This window comes from Nocardia pseudovaccinii NBRC 100343, assembly GCF_001613225.1.
Taxonomy (GTDB): Bacteria; Actinomycetota; Actinomycetes; order Mycobacteriales; family Mycobacteriaceae; genus Nocardia; species Nocardia pseudovaccinii.
In genome coordinates, this window is record NZ_BDBY01000258.1 from 1 (window position 1) to 17,082 (window position 17,082).

Genomic DNA, 17,082 nt, shown 5'->3' on the forward strand with positions numbered 1-17,082 from the left:
CGGCAAGGGCCAGATCTTCGTCAAGGGGCAGGTCATCAAGACCGTGCCGGAGGCGCAGATCGTGGAGACCTTGATCGAAGAGGCCATGCGCATTGCCGAAGAGATGGGCGAGACGGAAGGCGTGGGCGAACCCGTCGTCACCGTCGGCTGACCTTTCGAGCGACCCGCAAGCGGTCGTTACGGGCGGGAGTTCCCGAGTAGCCGTACCACAGTCGACCGATTCGTGGCAGGCTGTCGATGTGCGGAGTCTGCTGGAGCCGGCGCGACGGGCCAAGGATGCCCCCGCGCGTCAGCTCGCGAATCGGGATCTGGCACAGGTGCTGCGGGTGCTGGACAGCGATCCGATCGCCTCGTGCATGGTGGCGGCGCGGTTACAGGAATTCGGCTTGGATACCGGCGTCGGACACGGTGAACTGTGGAGCCGGGGTGGACCGTCGGAATCGCTCTGCTTCTCCGGTGCGAATTTGGTGCCGCTGCGCGGTGACGAGGATGCGTTGCGCGCCTTTGCCACGCGGGCGGTCCGCTGGCCGCGGGTGTGTTCCTCGGTGGTCGGGCGTCAGGAATTGACGCTGCCGCTGTGGGAGATGCTGTCCGCGCATTGGGGACCGGAACGCGAGCTACGCGGTGCGCAGCCGCTGCTAGCTCTCGGCCAGCCCGCGCTGGCCACCGCCGATACGCAGGTCCGCCGGGTTCGGCCCGATGAGTTGGAGCGCTATCTCGCCGCGGCCATCGCCATGTTCATCGAGGAGGTCGGGGTCGATCCGCGCGCGGGTGACGGCGGCCGCGGCTATCGGCGCCGGATCCAGAGCCTGATCGAATCCGGCCGCGCCTGGGCGCGTTTCGAAGACGGCGAAGTGGTGTTCAAGGCCGAGGTCGGATCGCTGTCCCGGCGTACCGGGCAGATCCAGGGCGTGTGGGTACATCCGCAACGTCGCGGTGCTGGCCTCGGCACCCGCGGTACGGCCGCCGTGGCGAATGCGGTGGTTGCCTCGGGCCGTACCGCGAGCCTCTACGTGAACGACTACAACAGCATTGCCCGCCGCGCCTACAGCCGGGTCGGATTCCGGCAGATCGCCACCTTCGCGACCGTGCTGCTCGACTGAACGCGGCACCGAACATCGGTGTGCCACAGCCGTTTGCTCGCGGTTGACTATACGATCGGTCCCGATGTCGACTCGCATGCTCATTACGCTGGCCGTCGCGGCTTTCGCGGCGGCGGGATCCGGCTGCTCGGCCGACCCGCAGGGACCGGTGCCCGCGGCCGATGCCTTCCTTTCCGCCTTCGCCCGCCACGACATCGAGGCCGCGGCCGAACTCACCGGTCAGCCCGAGAAGGCTACCGCCGCACTGCGTTCCGCATGGGACGAGTTGCAGGCCGAGAAGTTGACCGCGCATACCGGCGCGGCCAGGGTCACCGGCGATACCGCGACTGTCGAATACACCTACGAGTGGCGCCTGCCCAAGGACCGGATCTGGAAATACACCGGCCAGTTGCAGATGGGCCGCAGTGATGGCCGCTGGATGGTGCGCTGGACCTCCGCCGATATCCACCCCAAACTCGGCGCCACCCAGACCATGGCACTGCGCGCCAACCCGGCCCCGCGCGCCAGGGTGAACGAGCAGTCCGGCAGTGATGTGCTGGTGCCGGGCAAGGTATCTCGGGTCGCGTTCACCGTGGCCTCCGCACCGGATCCGGGTTATACGGCGACCTCGCTGGCGGCGGCGTTGCATCGCTTCGACGACCGGCTCACCCCCGAGGCGATCCTGAACGCTGCCTACGCCGCCAAGGGCGAGTACACCGTCGCGCTGTTGAGCGAGTACGAATTCGACCAGGTGAGTGGAGATCTCATCGGTCTGCCCGGGGTAACGCTGACTCAGCAGTGGGATATGGTCCCCACCGACCGGGATTTCGCACCCGATCTGCTGGCACAGGTGCGCAAGACGGTGATCGCCGAGGTGGACGGCAAGGCGGGCTGGAGCGTTGTCACCATGAATGCCAACGGCGCCGATACCGACGTGCTCACCGAGGTGCCCGCACAACCCGCCCCGTCGTTCTCGCTCAGCATCGACCGCAATGTGCAGAACTCCGCGCAGCGCGCTGTCAGCGGCCGCGAGGAACAGACCATGATGGTGGTGCTGCGGCCGTCGACCGGCGCGATTCTCGCTGTCGCACAGAACAGGGCGGCCGACCGTGCCGGTCCGGTGGCTACCATCGGCCAGTATCCGCCGGGCTCGGTCTTCAAGACGGTGACCGCAGCCGCGGCGATGTCGCTCGGAAAGGCCACGCCCGAAACGGTTTTGCCGTGTCCGAGCCGAATTGTCATCGGGGAGCGGACAATTCCGAACTACAACCTCTTCCAGCTCGGTGACGTAACTATGGCCACCGCCTACGAGCGGTCCTGCAATACCGCATTCGCGAAACTGGCCAGCGACCTGCCCGCCGACGCGCTACACGACACCGCCGCGAAACTCGGTGTGGGACAGGCTTATACGGTTCCGGGCCTGCCGACCGAATCGGGTTCGGTGCCACCGGCCGACGATATGATCCAGCGAACCGAGGACGGCATCGGGCAGGGCAAGGTGGTGGTGAGCCCGTTCGGAATGGCGGTGCTCGCCGCGACCGTCGCGCACGGGTCGGCGCCGGTGCCGTATCTGATCGCCGGACGTACAACGGAGATCAAAGGGGATCGTCCGGCCATCGGGTCCGAAGTGATCGATGGTTTGCGCATGATGATGCGCAAGGTGGTCACCGGCGGTACCGCCGAGCGCATTGCCGACCAGGGTGAGGTGTACGGGAAAACCGGGGAGGCCGAGGTCGACGGCGGCTCGCATTCGTGGTTCGTCGGCTATCGCGGGGATCTGGCCTTCGCGACCTTGCTGGTCAAGGGCGGCAGTTCGGACAATGCCGTTGCGGTGACGCGGGATATGCTCGCCGCCCTGCCCGCAGGGTAGTGAACCCCGCTCAGTTGGTGCGACTGGTGGATTCCGGCGGGGCGCCGCGATCGGGCATCTCGTAACGCAGTGTGGTGGAACCGATTCGGATGACATCGCCGTGCGCGAGTGCGGTATCGGCACCGATCGGCACACCGTTGACGTAGACGCCGTTGGCCGAATCCCGATCCCGGATGAAGATCCGGTTCTCGCGCGGCACGATGCGCGCGTGTTTACGGCTGACCCGGGCATCGTCGAGCACGATGTCGTTATCCCATTCCCGGCCGATCCGCAGCCCGGTCGGCGGAATGGCGATCGCCTCACCGTCGCCGACCCGCAGCCAGGCCTGCCGCAGCACATCGGGCAGATCCCGTTTGGTCGCCCCGGGGGAGGAGGAGACCGTCGGCAGTGCCTGCTGGCTGCGGATCGCCGACTCCAGTGCCAGGGTGCGCGGATCCGGGTCGATGCCCTGCTGGTCGGCGAGGTTGCGGCGGATGCGCAGACAGGCGGCGAGTGCGTCGGCCTGGCGGCCCGCGCGGTAGAGCGCGGAGATGAACAGTCGCCAGAGCCGCTCGTTCACGGCGTGCTCGGTGGTCAGTGCGGTCAGTTCGCCCAGGACCGCGCCTTCGCGCCCGCATGCGATATCCGCGTCCAGGCGATCGGCGATGGCATTCAACCTGCGTTCGTCCATGTCGGTGGCGAAATTGTCGGCGAAACGCAGTCCGCGCAGTCCGGCGACCGCCTCACCACTCCACTCCGCGAGCGCGTCGGCGAAACATTCGGCCGCGGTTTCCAGATCGCCGGTGGTGAAGGCCAGCGAGCCCTGGGTCCTCGCCCGCTCGAAGCGGCCGACATCGCATTGATCCTCGCCGATATCGAGGAGGTATCCGGCGTGCACGGTGCGCAGGATGGCCCGGTCGTCGACCCCGGCCGAACGCAGCACGGTGCGCAGATTGGAGACGTAGGCGTAGAGGCCGTCGACGGAGCGATTCGGCATCTCCTCTTCCCAGATGCTGTTCGCCAGCGCGGTTTTCGCGACAGCATTGCGGCGGTTGATGACGAGCATGGCGAGCAGCGCGCGAAGTTTGGCGCCGGGCAACGGTATCGCTCGAGCATCGACCAGCAGGCGCACCGGTCCGAGCACTCGAAGATCGAGCGCCGGTCGATTCGAGCCCGCAGAGCCCACCAGATTCCCTCCGAGCGCAATCTGCTTCCGGACCGCCGCTGCCCCACGGCTGTTTCGCCGACGGAAGCGTCACGCGATGGAATTCAGCATACGCACCGATGGCACGCCGTGCCCGGCGCGACTACGCCATCGGCGAAATGACTACGCGCCGTGCCGGATTCGGATCGATAATGTGATCGTCCACCGCCGGGGTGGACATTGTCGGCGATCTTGTTGGAGTTGACCGGATGGAAGATGTACTGCTGACCCCGCCCGATGCGGCCGAAGTGGAGCTGCTGGCCAGCGGTGTGGTCGCCGCGGCGTCCGGCGCGGACGGGCTGACCCCGCTGCAGCAGTTGCTGATTCCGTCGCTGTTCCTGTCGATGACCGGACATCGAGTCGAGTTGGAGACGCTGCCGCCCGTCGATGCGGAGACCTTCGCGGTCGGTCTGGCCCGGCGCAATCGGATCTTCCGGGAGCGGATCGTGCAGACGATGCTGCTGTCCGCGCTGGTGGTGCGGCCGTTGCCGCCCGCGGTCGCGACCAAACTGCGGGAGTTCGCCGACGCGCTCGAGGTCGACGACGAGATGATCGCGGTGGCGCGGAAATATGCCGAGGGCGCGATCGAACTCGCCGCGGTCGACTTCGATCGCAACGGTTATCTCGGTGGGCTGGATCCGAGCCGGTTGACCGCGCTGCACACCGAAAGTCTGGATTCGTCCTGGGGGCAGGTCAGCGATGATCCGGCGTTGGCCGCGCACTGGGCCACCCTGCGTGAGTTCCCCGTCGGTACGCTCGGCCGCGGCGTCTCCGATTTCTATGCCGACCGCGGTTTCGTCACGCCCGGCCTGCCGGGTTCCGCGCCGCCGCTGCTCGCCCAGCACGACTGGGTGCATGTGCTCGCGGGATACGGCACCACGCTGGAAAACGAGATCGAGGTCTTCGCATTCATGGCACGCGCCAATGACGACCCGCGCGCGTTCAGCCTGCTCGCCATGGTGATTTCACTCTTCGAAACCGGCTACCTACATGCCGGAGCCGGATTGTTCGAAGCCAACGAAGGACATTTGAGCACCGCGGGCATGGCGACGCGCCTCGGCGATGCCATGCGACGCGGGGCGCTCACCCATGGCAGCCACGACTTCCTCGACCTGGACTGGTTCACGCTGGCCGATCGGCCGATCGCGGTGGTGCGCAACGAGATCGGATTGACCGCGAAGTCACCCGAGGCCGTTGCGGCGGGTTCCGTCGGCGCTTGGGAGGCGGGCGGTATCACGCCGTACCAACTACATTCGGCCGAGGCCGCCGCTCAGGCCGCGGGCCGACCGCACGTGCCGTGGCGCCCTGATCCGTCCCGCGACTGATCAGGCGCGGTGCAGGGTCGCCGCGAGGTGGTGGGTCAGTGGTTCGCCGACCGCGGCCATGCGCAGGGTGTAGTCGATGGTGTCCCCGACCAACTTGATCGAACGGCCGAGGGCGGTCACCACCTTCGCGGTACTGCTGCGGCCGATGCTGGTCGAATCGAATTCCATCCGCAGTTCGCCATCGACGATGGTGAGGCTGCCCTCACAGATCTCGGTGATGCCGGTCGGGTGGGCCAGGATCAATTCGACGTGATCCGGGCGCGGGCACCGCAGATAACCGGTTTCGGCGTGCATCGGCCGGCTGCCGTCGGCGGCGCGGGTGCGCTGCCGGTAGGTGAGGAACGGTCGGCCGAGGTGGCCGAACTTGATTTCCTCGACATAGTCGAATGACTCGATGGTCGGGTACTCACCGTGCCCTGGTCCGCGCCATGTGCCGAGCAATGGAGCGAGCGGAGCGATATCCGGATGGGGGGCGACGGAAGGTTGGGGGGCGACCACGCGCGACAGCTTAAACCCGTCGGATTCGGGGCGTTCCGATACGGTCGAAATTCCACCAAGCTAAGGTTAGCGTCGCCTAATCGCCAAATGAGGGTTGCGAGTGGCTGGAAAGGACGAAGAAGTTGAACGCACGCCTTAGTGAATTGCGCCGCAACGGTGCCTGGCGGTCGCGGGCCCGCAACGGTCTGCTGCGCGCCTCGGTGCTCGGCGCTGCCCTGGTTGTGGCCGCGGCATGCTCGGATTCGAAGTCGTCTAACGATGAAGTGCCTGCCCTCGACGGCAATCACTACGCGCAGACCAACCTCGCCGCCAACACTGCCGAATACAAAGCGCAGTACACCTTTCCGGATATGGTGAACGCGTGGGGCCTAGCCGATCGCCCGAAGGGTGCGGGCGGGCACTTCTGGGTCGGCGCGGGCGGTAAATCGTTCCAATTCGTCGGCGATGTCAGCGCGTCCGCGGATCCCAAGGTGCAGAAGCTGTTCCAGGATCCGCTGAAGATAGTCACGGTTCCGGGTGCGGATGCAGACACCTCGGACAAGAGTATCGGCAAGACCACCGGCGTCGTGTTCAACGGTGCTCCCATCACCTCCGACCTGTTCGTCGTGCGTGACCAGCCGGTGGATGTCGACGGTGCGCCGGTGCTGCTGACCGGTTCGTCGCGGTTCATTTTCGCCACCGACTCCGGCAAGATTTCGGCCTGGACCGAGCAGGGACCCGAGGGCGCGATCATCCGGCACGACGGTCCGGCGAATCTGGTCTTCGACGGCGAGTCCCAGGGCATGGCATTCTTCGGCATCGCGCTCGCTCCGTCCGGTGACAAGCTGCTCGCCGCCGACTTCGGCGAGAACCCGCAGGTCCGCACCTTCGACAAGGACTGGCAGCTGATCCCGACCGTCGGCTTCGCCAACCCCTTCGCCACCGGCGACCAGATCGACGCGGCCGCCCCTGATAAGGGCAAGAAGGCCAAGCCCGGCGATCCCGCCCCGTTCAATGTGACCACCATCGGCAACCGCGTATTCGTTTCGTACGCGGACACCAAGCCGGATGAGCAGGACGCGTCCAAGTTCGACAAAGCCGAAGAGGATTCGCTCGACAAGGACCAGGAGAAGGACGCCAAGGGCAAGCCCGCCAAGGGCAAGGTCGCGGAATTCGACGGCAGCGGCAAGTTGGTCCGCATCCTCGACGACGGCGGTCGCCTCAATGCGCCGTGGGGTGTCGCGGTGGCGCCCGCGAACTTCGGTCCGCTCAGCGGCAAGCTGCTCGTCGGCAACTTCGGTGGCCTCGGCCATGTGCTCGCCTACGACGACGTCACCGGCAAGTTCGTCGACTACCTGCGCGATGAGAAGGGCCAGCCGGTCGAGATCGAGGGTCTGTGGGCGCTGATGTTCGGCAATGGCGAGAGCCTCGGCGATGCCGACTCGCTGTACTTCACCGCGGGCCCGGATGACGAGAAGGAAGGGCTGTTCGGCAAGCTCCGCTTGAAGTAACCCTGTCGTCAGGCGAAGGCGGTTCCCGGCAGTGCGCCGGGGACCGCCTTTGTCGCATGTCCTACTCGGAAGTGGGGGATGGCGGGGTCCATCGTTCGGACCAGCTCCAGAGTGGCTGGAGGGCCGCGGTGAGGTCGAGGCCCGCGGGGGTGAGTTCGTAGGTTTTGTCCGCGTTCTTGGTGATCACGCCCGCGGTCTGGAGGTGCTGCAGGCGGGTCGAGAGCATGCTCGACGAGCAGTTGCCCATGCGGCGGCGCAGTTCGAGGAAGCCGAGGCGGCCGGGTTCCAACTCCCAGAGGACGCGCAGGATCCAGCGTTGGCCGATGAGCTCCATGGTGGCCAGCATGGGCGCGTGCGCCGGGTCGTTTCGCCCGCGCGACGGCTTGGCTCCATTTGCACTTCTCATTTCGAACTACCATAGTGATTCTAAATTAGAAGCGTTGCTGTGGGCTGATGAACGAGAGGCAGATGGTGGGCGACTCGACGGAACGACGGATTGTGCTGATCACCGGCGCGTCGCGGGGGATTGGGGCCGAGACGGCGAAAGTGCTGGCGGCGGGCGGTGATCACGTGATCATCAACTATCGGGAGAAGCGCAAGCGCGCCCAGACGATCGCCGATGAGATCGGCGCTGTCGGCGGCAGTGCCTCGATCGCCGGTGCGGACATCGCGGATGCGGACGCCACCGCGGCGATGATCGCCGATATGGTGACGGAGTTCGGTCGGCTGGATGTGTTGGTGCTCAACGCATCCGGCGGTCTCGAGCGCAATGCCGCACCCGACTACGCGATGGCGTTGAACCGTGACGCGCAGGTCCGCCTGGTGCGGGAAGCCATGCCGCACCTGCCGTCCGGTGGCCGGATCGTCTTCGTGACCAGCCATCAGGCCCACTTCCACGGCCGCAAACCCGTTCCGGCGGACTATGAGCCGATCGCGGCGAGCAAGCGTGCGGGTGAAGACGCCTTGCGCGCAATGATTCCGGAGCTGACCGAGCGTGGTATCGGGCTGAACGTGGTATCCGGCGACATGATCGACGGCACGATCATTGTCCGCTTGCTGGAACGCCGTAATCCCGAGGCGGTTTCGGCTCGCCGCGATCACGGTGCACTGCCCACCGTCGAGGCGTTCGCCGCCGTCGTCGGCGAGGCCGCAAGTGCCGCAAGCGAATCCGGTCGCACGTTCTATGTCGGTGGTCAGGATTATCTGGCGGAGGGCGTACCCGCGTAGTCGAAGCTACGCGGTCGCTGAGCATCGGACCATAGTTCGGGTTACTGCGCATTTGCCACGGGCGCGCCGGTCTGTAACAAATTGATATCGGCGTTTCCGATCGCGGGCACGGATCTGGGTCGATAATCGAAGTGTCACGTGCGGTCGTGCGGTGTGGAAACGACGTTGCTGGTCGGGAGGTTCGCCGATCGCGGCGCGTTCCGGCGTCGGTGGGAGGCCCAGATGAGAAATGTCGGAAACAACCGGATGGTTCCGGGGCGGGATATGTTGCTGGCCGCATGCCGCGGGCTGCCGCACGACGATCATCCGATGCTGGAGGCGGCAGGGGAGTTGGCGCAACTGCACGAAATCCGGGAGCGGACGCCGGTGCGCGAGATCCCCAAGCTGGATCGGCGGCGCGGCCAACTGGTGCGCTCGATCGATATGTGGGTGACGCTGGCGATGCCGGTGCCGTGCTCCGAGGCGCAGTTGCACTCCGAAACCGTCGGCGAGATCGTGGATCGGCTGGCCAGAATGACCACGCAGGCCTTCGTGCCATTGTCCGAGGCGCCGGAACCCGTCTTCTATGACGCGTGGGTGCAGCTCAACGAGCTGGCGGATAGCTATCAGGATCTCATCGACGGATTACGTGAGGGCACCCGCCGACTACCCGGTGGCTAGCGCCCGCGCCCGAAAAGTCGGAACGAACGCGCCGGGCGGCGCGGCAGGGTGGCATAGACCATGGTCATATCGGCGAATACCTCCGCTTCCCGTTCGCGGTCGGCGCCGAAATGCTCGCGGCCGAGTACATGCTTGATGGAGGACGGTGAGATGGACGGCAGCAGTGCGGCCAGCGACGGTGTGATCGGCTCGCCCGCCTCCGTGCCTTCCTTGCCGTGCCCGAATAGCATGTGACCGATCAAGTGCAGGATGATGTGATCCGCATTGCGCTCGGTGGCGGACGCGTCGTAGCCGATGATGTCGTCGTGACCGCGCGCGATCCAGAGCCCGCTGCCACGACATCCGATATCCGCGAGCGCGGCCGCGGGGATCGCCTGCAGCGAGATGGAACGACCACGGTGCGCGGCGACACTTGCGAGGTAGGCGGACAGATTCCAAGGACTGGGGAGGGGCACGGTCCGCGCTGCTTCACGGAAACGGGCTTCCATGCTGGTCATCGGGGCATACATTACTCACCCCGTGCACGGTAGTCACCTCGCGAATCGGACATTCCGTCGAAACCGATAGCGACACTGCATAATTCACGCGCCGTTGAGACGCCGTTCTACTCGGGTCGGCACAACACCTTGGTGGGTTTCATCGCCCCCTCGGAGTCGTCGTTGCGACACCCGGGGACGGTATCGAAACGTCATCGGTCCGGCGAGATTGGACGACGAGCCGCCCGCCCGACACGGTGGCGGCGCGCCCGATTGCGGTGGGCAGGGGACGAGAGGCAGCGAGATTGATCATGCGATACGTACTCGAAGAGTGCGGAAAGCAGTACCGGCTGCGGCTGCGTGCGACATGCTGAGAACAGCCGGTTCCCCACCGACAAGCACGGTTGACGCGCAGGATGGGAGCGTGCAGATGAGCATCGGTAGCGACGCGGTATCGAGCACCGTTCAGCAGGACCGCGGCGACGGGGAAAACCGCCGCCTGAGCAGCGAGCGGCTGGTGGACGCGCCACCGCCGCGGATGGCGACGGTGGCGCAATGGTGGGCGCTGACCTCACGCCTGGTCCGGCCGTCTTGGCGCAATGGTGAACTATTCACCGCGCTGCTCGCGCCGGTGGTCTTCACCGTCGGCTTCTACGTCCCGCTGAACCTCGTGATGTCGCTGAACCCGGCCCGGCGGGGCGGGCTGAGCAACTACGCGCAATTCCTCATGCCCATGATCGCCATGCAGGCGATCGCCTTCTGCGCCATCACGGCCGCATTCCGAGCGGCCGCCGATGCGAAGGACGGGCTCAATGTGCGGTTCGGATCGATGCCGATGCTTTCGCCGGTGCCGCTGGCCGCGCGAGTCACAACCGCGCTGGGCCGGGCGGGAATCGCGCTGGCCGCGGCCCTCGTTTGCGGCCATGTGATCGGCTTCCGCTTCTATGGAAGCTGGTGGGAAACACTCGGTTTCATCGGGTTCGCGATGCTGATCGGGCTGGCGCTGTGCCTGGGTGCCGATCTGCTCGGCAGTCTGACCAAGAGCCCGGAGGCGACCACCCAGGCGCTGATCCTGCCGCAGCTGATCCTCGGCATGGTGTCGAGCGGACTTTCCCCGGTCAGCCAATTTCCGCACTGGATCCAGGGGTTCGCACGCAACCAGCCGGTCTCGCAGTACGTATACGGGCTGCGCGCGCTGGCCGGTGATCCATCGGGCCACGCGGGCGTGGTCGGCTGGTCGATCCTCGGGCCCGGGCTGGCCTGGATATTCGGTCAGATCATTCTCTTCGGTGCGGGCGCGGTATTCGTTTCGATCCGGAGGTCGGCATGACCGAGGTACTGACTCCCACGGCGGAATTGCCCAAGGTCTACGGTCGGACCGAGACTTGGCGTCTACTGATCCCGCAGACGATGATCCAGACCAAGCGGCTGCTGATGCGCTGGTGGCGTGATCCGCTGACCGTCGTGCAGTCGCTCGTCTTTCCCGCGCTCCTGCTGATCGTGCTGAATACCGTTCTAGGAAAACAGATTTCGGAGTTCTCCGAGGTGAGTGCGCTGTACGGCTTCGTGCCGATGTCGGCGCTGGTCGGGGTGATGTCCGGTTCGGTGGCAGGCGCCATCACCCTCGGACGCGAGCGCGACGAAGGTCTGCTGGCCCGCTTCTGGGTGCTGCCGGTGCACCGCGCGTCCGGACTGATCGCGCGCATTGTCGCCGAAGGGATCCGGATTGTGCTGTGCACGGCGGTGATGTTCGCGGTGGGTGTGGCGCTCGGCTTCCGATTCCGGCAAGGGCTGCTCGCCGGTATCGCGCTGTTCGGAGTGCCGTTGCTGTTCGGCATCGCCTTCGCCACCGTGGTCACGGCGGTGGCCGTATTCAGTGCGAAAGCCGCACTGGTGGAGGCTGTTTCGCTCGGATCATCGTTGATGATGTTCTTCAGCACCGGGTTCGTGCTGCTGGTCGCCTATCCGCCGTGGGCCCAGCCGATTGTCAAGAATCAGCCGATGTCCTACGCCATCAATGCCATGAAGGGGCTATCCGTCGGCGGGCCGGTGCGCGACCCGTTACTGGCCACCATCGCCTGGTGTGTCGGCGCGCTCGTAGTCTTCGCGATCCCGGCGGCGGTCGGCTATCGACGAGCCAGCCGCAGCTGATCAGCTCATCTCCTTGGAGGCCCGGTCGATCAGCGCCATGGAGTCGCGCGGGCTGAGCGCCATGGCGCGCAGCTGGTCGAAAATAATGCCGAAGCGGCGGATCTGGGGATGGCCCTCGATCAGCTGATCACCCGCGATGCCCTCGACGTACACCAGTTCCGGATCGGCCGGATCCTTGAAGTCCAGCAGTGTGAAGGATCCGGCCATGCCGGGATGCACCCCCGCGCTGAACGGAAGTATCTGCAGGATGACGTTTTTCATCTGCGAATCGTCGAGCAGCCGCTTCAGCTGTGCCCTCATGACATCGGGGCCACCGACCATCCGTCGGATCGCGGCTTCGTCTAGCACCACCCACAGTTCCAGCGGATCCGGCTTGGTGAGATGCATGGCCCGATCCATCCGCGCCCGCACATTGTGCGACACCGTGGCTCCGTCCAGCTTCGGCATATTGGTGTCGATGACCGCCTCGGCATAGTCCGAGGTCTGCAATAGCCCCGGGATGTAGGAGGTTTGGTAGTGCCGAGCCGAGAGCGCCTCGGATTCGAAGTTGATATAGGCCGCGTGCACCTCGGTCAGCGTCGCCTCGTATGGCCGCGACATCCCGGGCTTGAGCGCGTCCGACAGGAGTTCGAGCGCATCGTCGCGTTGCTGTTCGGTGACGCCGTAGAGATCCAGCATCGCCATCAGCGTGCGCCGCTGCGGGCGCGCCTGCGCCGTCTCGATGCGGTACAGCGTGGTGATATTGATGCCGGTCTTGCCGCTGACATCCTCTTTGCTGAGCCCCGCGTGTTCGCGCATCTCGGTCAGCAGCACCGAGAGCCGCCGCAAACCCGCGGTGAGGACTGTGCGCTTGCCTGCCATGACAACCCTTTCGCCCGGCGCACCCGATAGCACTCTTGCGTACATGTCTGTAGTAAGTGCCCGCCACACACGCAAATATGCATTCGCAGCGTGGTCAGAGACTACCGCCTTTTGCAGCAACGAAGTTCGGAGTTTTCGCTGCGATATTCCCTTGTCACGGTAGGTCGCGGTTCGGTGGCCGGATCTATGGGTGCTCGTCCTTGTAGTCGCGGCACCGTATTCTCGAGACCGGGGCATGAGATCGGCCGAGCACGGCGACTTCGTGGTGGCGGTTTCGAATGGTGTGCTGCTGCTCGATCCGGCCGGGCATTCGTCTCGGCCGCGGCCGCGCTCCTCGTCGGGCGACGGGCCACCACGCACTGACCGGCATGCGGTAGCGCGCGGCGTGCTGTCCCGGAAGCGATGTGGCCGCCGCTGCCATTTACGTGCGCGACGGTCCTCACCTCGGCGGGCGTGGCCGCGGGCATCAATATGGCACTCGCGCTCGTTGCGGATCACGGCGCTGAATTGGCGCGCGCATGGGCCGAACATCTGGCTTCTCCGAATTCAGGACGGCACGATCAGATCAGGAGTTGGCCCATGTCCGTTTCACGCAGCACTGTCCCCGGGCTCGGGTCTACGCTGCGGTGGTTCGAGGAGATGATCTGTTGCAGCACAACCAGTTTCATCGCCGTCGACTCAGTTGGCTAGTGCCGCACGGCGAATCGGGCGCGCACGAACAGGGCTGCACGATATCGGCCTCACCGAATTAGCCAACGGTGAAGAACGATTCGAAATGGACGGCGCGGATTTCGCCGCGAAGTTCCTCCGTCGCCGACGAGGACCGCGAGAACGAGGAGGACCGCGTCCGCACCGACGGGCGAGTGGATATCGTGTGGGACGGGAATCCCCGCGTACAGACTCGGCGATTCGCCGATCTACCGCGCCGACCTCCGGCGGAGATCTGGATCGCGGTGTCGGGCACCGGTATCGACGTGGCCGCCGGTCTGTCCGAGCTGCCGCCGGGGTACGCCGATCGAATGCACCGCGCGTATCCGCGCCGAGTTGGCGCGCGCTCATCCACGCGCAGGCCGTCGCCGATCCGAACAAGCCGCCGTTGGATGACTGGTTACCTCGGGACTCCCCGAGCGTAGGCGGCGATCGCATACTGCCCACGCGCCGGGCGATGATGTGGCAAACTCTTGGCCACCGGCCCAGCTCCCCGCGAGTATCGAGCGTGAAAGTCGTTGTCACTAGCTGTCTGTGGGGTCGCTCCCCGGTGACCATGTCGTTACCGCAGCAATGAGAACGCACTCTTGCGTTCTTGCATTTGTAAGAGCATGATCCAGCTACGCTAGTTGTGAAGAACCGATCCGATGACCGGGATAACCGAATCGAGAGCCAATCATGTTGGTACAAAGCGCGTTGGTGTCGGGTGAATTCGGGGTACGGCGATGAGCGCGCCTACGGTGGGGGTGCTGCCGACCGCTCCGCAGATATTGTGTGCATTTCAGGGACGACGTTTTCAAGATCGTGAATTGCTGCGTTCCGCACACGCCCTCGCCGAACTGCACGCACGCCGTGCCGAGATTCAGGACATGAACCTCGTGGCCGAAATCGATTGCCGTCGTAGCGAACTCGTCGACGATATCAATGAGTGGATTGCGCAGGAGGTCCCGCAGCATCGCAATGGTGCTTCGCTACATACCGAGAGCCTCGGTGCGGTGGTGGATCGGATGGCGCGCAGCTGGGTGGATGCCAACACCGCCATCGATGTCGATGGCGCGCGTAGCGACAATACCCATAAACACTGGTACCACTTGGCGGAACTCGTCGACGGCTACACTGATCTGGTAACCGACGTGGCCGGTGGCCGCCGCCGTTTGCCTGAACAGTAAAGTCTCGACGGCGACCTTCGTCCGCAATAGTGACACTGCCCGGCAGCGTTACTGCTCAATTGGCGACGTCCCAGGTCCGCGTTGTCCGACCAATGACCCGACCCGGACGCCAACGTCGCCGGCACAGTGACGGCGGGCGCAACGGGGCGCCCCGCCCGGCGTGCCGCGTGGTCGACTGGCGCGGCACGCCCGCCACGGAATTCGCCACTGCCAGCGAAATAGACAGTGTCCGAACTCATTCGGCAACGATCCAGACCGCTGCCGCCGCGGCGCGAATATCGATCATGTCGTGTGCGCGCAGTGTGCCGAGCAGTTCGACCCACGGTGCCGACCAGCCGAAGTGATTCTCGCACTGCTGGGTCAGCGTCACCGCGGCAAGCAGGCTGGCCAACTCACCGCTACGAGAAAGGGCACCTGCAATCGCGAGCACTGTCTCCGGCCGTGCAGTGCGCAGTGCGCCCGGAAGGCCGCCTTCAATCACTGCGCGGGATGGTCGATCAGCGCACCATCCGCGACCGCACCTGCCCGTTGAATCAACCGCGCGGTCGGTTTGCTTTCCGCCCAGCGGATTTGGGCCAGATACAGATTGACAGCCGCTGCGCGCCAGAACGGCTCGGTCGATAACCGGTCGGCGAGCGCCCGCCGCGGCCCTGGCCGCATCGGCATCGGGCCGAACGTTCGGTATGCGGCTATCGTGGCTCGCGAACGATAGAAGGCCATTCTCGGGGATTTCGTGAGTGAGGATTACCGATGTCGTATAGCCCGCCGCCGGAACCGGTCAACCCGACCTGGAACCCCGGCCCGAACGCCGGATACTCCGCGCCCATCCCGCCGCCGGGTCCGAATCCTTATCAGCAGCAACAACCCTGGGTGTATACCAACGATCCCGGATGGCAAGGCGGTCCGCACGCGACCGGTCAGCGGCGGGGTCCATGGTTCGCCGTAGCGTCGGCGATCCTCGGCGTCATCGGGTGCGTACTCCCATTCCTGCCGATGATCGACCTGACCGGCGTGCGACCTTTGGTCGGCCTCCCCTTCGCAATTCCCGGACTCGTCCTCGGGATCGTCGGCTGCACCGGACAGCGCAGTGCCAAGGCACTGGCTGTCGCGGGAATCGTCCTGTCCGTCCTGGCACTTACCGCCGAGTTCATCATGCTGCCGCAGCTGTTGTGAGCAACCTCCGTTACCGAGTCGCCGCGATCAGGAGGTCGCGATGATCGTGCTGGCGAGCAACGCGGCAGCCAGCCCGATGACTTGGCTCCGGCGCAGTCGCTCCGTAGCGCGGACACGCCCAGAATCACCGGGACGATCGGATAGAGCGAAGACGGCACGACTGCCACGGCCAGGTATTGAGTCCAGGTAGCGAAGAAGTAGGACACCAGCGCTACGGCGGCGAGCATGCCGGAACATCCGGCTACCAGATCGTTCCGATGTCGTTGGGCCGGTGCGGTATCCCGGGATCCGGACGCGAACTGCCCACGCGAGCAGGGCGACGAGGGCAACTGCCGCGGCCCGGCCCGCCGTCACCGGCCAGATGGACGGGTGGCGTGTGCTCAGCGGACTACCTCGCTGCGGCCACAATGATCGCGACCGCTCCCCGGGTGGGACGAGGACGCACCCGGTCACGCACAACGTCATTCACCCAGGCTCTTCATAGCCTTGCGTACCGAAAAGTGTGAGACATCGGTGAGATGGGGCGAGTCGGGAACCTGCGGTGGACGACTTCCGCCGAGCACGAATCAATGCCATCCTTTCGGCTCGATTCTGATACCCCATCGGAATCACCATCGGCTCCAGCCGGGCAGTCGCGTGAGGGTCTGGTCACCGACCTCGTCGTCGTATCGCCAAGCGGCCGCGCCGACAGGTCCCATGCGTCAGCTATCACTGGGAAATATGATTTGCGACCGTACGTACCATGCGACCTGCCGCCCGCTCGCCCGGCAACAGAATCTGAATGAGCCCCGAACCCGTCTGCGACGGTTCGAGGCTCAGCCAGGAGTATTCGGGCCCACCAAACCGATCGCTCAGTGGTTGACTGTATCAGCGTATATTGGACCGGGCGCATTTGCGAAATCCGCTGTGCACGTGGCAGTTTCAGCCTAGTCTCGCCGCGGTTGACCCGATCGAGCTGCCGGGTCACTCCGGCGAAATCGACCACGACATCTGTCCCGCCGGGTCGCGCTGGTAGTAGGTCACCTGCGCCCAATCGACGTCATAGCAAGAGACAACTCGTCCCATATCGGTTCTCCTCAACTATTCCGATCGGAAATAGTGAGCACACGATAGCGGCTGGAAAGGTGATGGGTATGCGGAGGTCAGCCCTTACGTCCGCGCAAGCTGCCGCCGAGAAGTCGGCATACTAAATCGCGTCGCGGACCTTCT

17 protein-coding genes and 1 pseudogene are annotated in these 17,082 nt (G+C 65.3%); 11 read left to right on the forward strand and 7 right to left on the reverse strand.

Annotation, left to right across the window (positions count from 1 at the left end; translation table 11 throughout):
• From NP3_RS50800 to NP3_RS32075, 3 genes and pseudogenes are all read left to right on the forward strand, one after another.
• Window positions 1-151, forward strand: a pseudogene (locus NP3_RS50800) (flavodoxin-dependent (E)-4-hydroxy-3-methylbut-2-enyl-diphosphate synthase); the annotation flags it as partial.
• An 88-nt stretch (window positions 152-239) separates the two neighbouring features.
• Complete coding sequence (locus NP3_RS32070; RefSeq protein ID WP_084509271.1) at window positions 240-1,103, forward strand: GNAT family N-acetyltransferase; 864 nt, start codon at window positions 240-242, stop codon at window positions 1,101-1,103.
• A 64-nt stretch (window positions 1,104-1,167) separates the two neighbouring features.
• Window positions 1,168-2,952 (forward strand): penicillin-binding transpeptidase domain-containing protein, encoded by a 1,785-nt coding sequence (locus NP3_RS32075; protein WP_063045482.1) that lies wholly within the window; start codon window positions 1,168-1,170, stop codon window positions 2,950-2,952.
• Window positions 2,953-2,962: 10 nt separating this feature from the next.
• On the opposite strand, the gene NP3_RS32080 is transcribed toward NP3_RS32075, so the two are convergent.
• Window positions 2,963-4,117: a BTAD domain-containing putative transcriptional regulator gene (locus tag NP3_RS32080; RefSeq protein WP_245721195.1), complete on the reverse strand. Its 1,155-nt coding sequence runs from the start codon at window positions 4,115-4,117 to the stop codon at window positions 2,963-2,965.
• 227 nt (window positions 4,118-4,344) lie between these two features.
• Between NP3_RS32080 and NP3_RS32085 the strand changes: the two genes are divergently transcribed.
• On the forward strand, window positions 4,345-5,460 hold the full coding sequence (locus NP3_RS32085; protein ID WP_063045486.1) for a hypothetical protein: 1,116 nt from the start codon (window positions 4,345-4,347) through the stop codon (window positions 5,458-5,460).
• Here the strand turns inward: NP3_RS32085 and NP3_RS32090 are convergent, their stop codons facing one another.
• Window positions 5,461-5,967 (reverse strand): peroxynitrite isomerase, encoded by a 507-nt coding sequence (locus NP3_RS32090; protein ID WP_063045488.1) that lies wholly within the window; start codon window positions 5,965-5,967, stop codon window positions 5,461-5,463. It abuts the gene before it with no gap.
• Window positions 5,968-6,143: 176 nt separating this feature from the next.
• On the opposite strand from NP3_RS32090, the gene NP3_RS32095 reads away from it, so the two are divergent.
• Window positions 6,144-7,448 (forward strand): TIGR03118 family protein, encoded by a 1,305-nt coding sequence (locus NP3_RS32095; RefSeq protein ID WP_063045500.1) that lies wholly within the window; start codon window positions 6,144-6,146, stop codon window positions 7,446-7,448.
• Between the two features lie 61 nt (window positions 7,449-7,509).
• On the opposite strand, the gene NP3_RS32100 is transcribed toward NP3_RS32095, so the two are convergent.
• Entirely contained in the window at window positions 7,510-7,854 is a 345-nt protein-coding gene (locus NP3_RS32100) for a winged helix-turn-helix transcriptional regulator (protein WP_063824969.1), read from the reverse strand.
• Window positions 7,855-7,901: 47 nt separating this feature from the next.
• On the opposite strand from NP3_RS32100, the gene NP3_RS32105 reads away from it, so the two are divergent.
• Together NP3_RS32105 and NP3_RS32110 are read left to right on the forward strand one after the other, a co-directional pair.
• Complete coding sequence (locus tag NP3_RS32105) at window positions 7,902-8,675, forward strand: SDR family oxidoreductase (protein ID WP_245721196.1); 774 nt, start codon at window positions 7,902-7,904, stop codon at window positions 8,673-8,675.
• A 222-nt stretch (window positions 8,676-8,897) separates the two neighbouring features.
• Window positions 8,898-9,335, forward strand: a complete 438-nt coding sequence (locus NP3_RS32110) for a DUF4254 domain-containing protein (RefSeq protein ID WP_063045502.1) — start codon at window positions 8,898-8,900, stop codon at window positions 9,333-9,335.
• Here NP3_RS32110 and NP3_RS32115 read toward each other — a convergent pair.
• Window positions 9,332-9,832 (reverse strand): hypothetical protein, encoded by a 501-nt coding sequence (locus tag NP3_RS32115; protein WP_245721197.1) that lies wholly within the window; start codon window positions 9,830-9,832, stop codon window positions 9,332-9,334. The genes NP3_RS32110 and NP3_RS32115 overlap by 4 nt on opposite strands.
• Window positions 9,833-10,241: 409 nt before the next feature.
• On the opposite strand from NP3_RS32115, the gene NP3_RS32120 reads away from it, so the two are divergent.
• Both NP3_RS32120 and NP3_RS32125 read left to right on the forward strand, forming a co-directional pair.
• Window positions 10,242-11,141: an ABC transporter permease gene (locus NP3_RS32120; RefSeq protein WP_084509279.1), complete on the forward strand. Its 900-nt coding sequence runs from the start codon at window positions 10,242-10,244 to the stop codon at window positions 11,139-11,141.
• Window positions 11,138-11,962 (forward strand): ABC transporter permease, encoded by an 825-nt coding sequence (locus NP3_RS32125; protein ID WP_063045493.1) that lies wholly within the window; start codon window positions 11,138-11,140, stop codon window positions 11,960-11,962. Before NP3_RS32120 ends, NP3_RS32125 begins: the two co-directional genes overlap by 4 nt.
• Here NP3_RS32125 and NP3_RS32130 read toward each other — a convergent pair whose 3' ends face one another.
• Entirely contained in the window at window positions 11,963-12,823 is an 861-nt protein-coding gene (locus NP3_RS32130; RefSeq protein WP_063045494.1) for a helix-turn-helix domain-containing protein, read from the reverse strand.
• 1,517 nt (window positions 12,824-14,340) lie between these two features.
• Here NP3_RS32130 and NP3_RS32140 point away from each other — a divergent pair.
• On the forward strand, window positions 14,341-14,700 hold the full coding sequence (locus tag NP3_RS32140; protein WP_063045504.1) for a DUF4254 domain-containing protein: 360 nt from the start codon (window positions 14,341-14,343) through the stop codon (window positions 14,698-14,700).
• A gap of 235 nt (window positions 14,701-14,935) precedes the next feature.
• On the opposite strand, the gene NP3_RS32145 is transcribed toward NP3_RS32140, so the two are convergent.
• Both NP3_RS32145 and NP3_RS32150 read right to left on the reverse strand, forming a co-directional pair.
• Window positions 14,936-15,181, reverse strand: coding sequence for a hypothetical protein (locus tag NP3_RS32145; protein ID WP_063045496.1), 246 nt, complete (start codon window positions 15,179-15,181; stop codon window positions 14,936-14,938).
• The gene (locus NP3_RS32150) at window positions 15,178-15,366 is read right to left on the reverse strand and encodes a hypothetical protein (RefSeq protein ID WP_157124699.1); all 189 of its coding nucleotides are present in this window, start codon (window positions 15,364-15,366) and stop codon (window positions 15,178-15,180) included. The genes NP3_RS32145 and NP3_RS32150 overlap by 4 nt, the downstream gene beginning before the upstream one ends.
• Window positions 15,367-15,450: 84 nt before the next feature.
• On the opposite strand from NP3_RS32150, the gene NP3_RS49995 reads away from it, so the two are divergent.
• Window positions 15,451-15,873 (forward strand): DUF4190 domain-containing protein, encoded by a 423-nt coding sequence (locus NP3_RS49995; RefSeq protein ID WP_063045498.1) that lies wholly within the window; start codon window positions 15,451-15,453, stop codon window positions 15,871-15,873.
• The last annotated feature ends 1,209 nt before the right edge of the window (window positions 15,874-17,082 follow it).

What these genes read in the sequence shown, in the direction of transcription:
- NP3_RS32075 (WP_063045482.1), top strand. Translation starts at nt 1,168, where the DNA reads ATGTCGACTCGCATGCTCATTACGCTGGCCGTCGCGGCTTTCGCGGCG.
- NP3_RS32085 (WP_063045486.1), top strand. Translation starts at nt 4,345, where the DNA reads ATGGAAGATGTACTGCTGACCCCGCCCGATGCGGCCGAAGTGGAGCTG.
- NP3_RS32100 (WP_063824969.1), bottom strand. Translation starts at nt 7,854, where the DNA reads ATGAGAAGTGCAAATGGAGCCAAGCCGTCGCGCGGGCGAAACGACCCG.
- NP3_RS32105 (WP_245721196.1), top strand. Translation starts at nt 7,902, where the DNA reads ATGAACGAGAGGCAGATGGTGGGCGACTCGACGGAACGACGGATTGTG.
- NP3_RS32110 (WP_063045502.1), top strand. Translation starts at nt 8,898, where the DNA reads ATGAGAAATGTCGGAAACAACCGGATGGTTCCGGGGCGGGATATGTTG.
- NP3_RS32115 (WP_245721197.1), bottom strand. Translation starts at nt 9,832, where the DNA reads ATGACCAGCATGGAAGCCCGTTTCCGTGAAGCAGCGCGGACCGTGCCC.
- NP3_RS32120 (WP_084509279.1), top strand. Translation starts at nt 10,242, where the DNA reads ATGAGCATCGGTAGCGACGCGGTATCGAGCACCGTTCAGCAGGACCGC.
- NP3_RS32125 (WP_063045493.1), top strand. Translation starts at nt 11,138, where the DNA reads ATGACCGAGGTACTGACTCCCACGGCGGAATTGCCCAAGGTCTACGGT.
- NP3_RS32130 (WP_063045494.1), bottom strand. Translation starts at nt 12,823, where the DNA reads ATGGCAGGCAAGCGCACAGTCCTCACCGCGGGTTTGCGGCGGCTCTCG.
- NP3_RS32150 (WP_157124699.1), bottom strand. Translation starts at nt 15,366, where the DNA reads ATGCCGATGCGGCCAGGGCCGCGGCGGGCGCTCGCCGACCGGTTATCG.
- NP3_RS49995 (WP_063045498.1), top strand. Translation starts at nt 15,451, where the DNA reads ATGTCGTATAGCCCGCCGCCGGAACCGGTCAACCCGACCTGGAACCCC.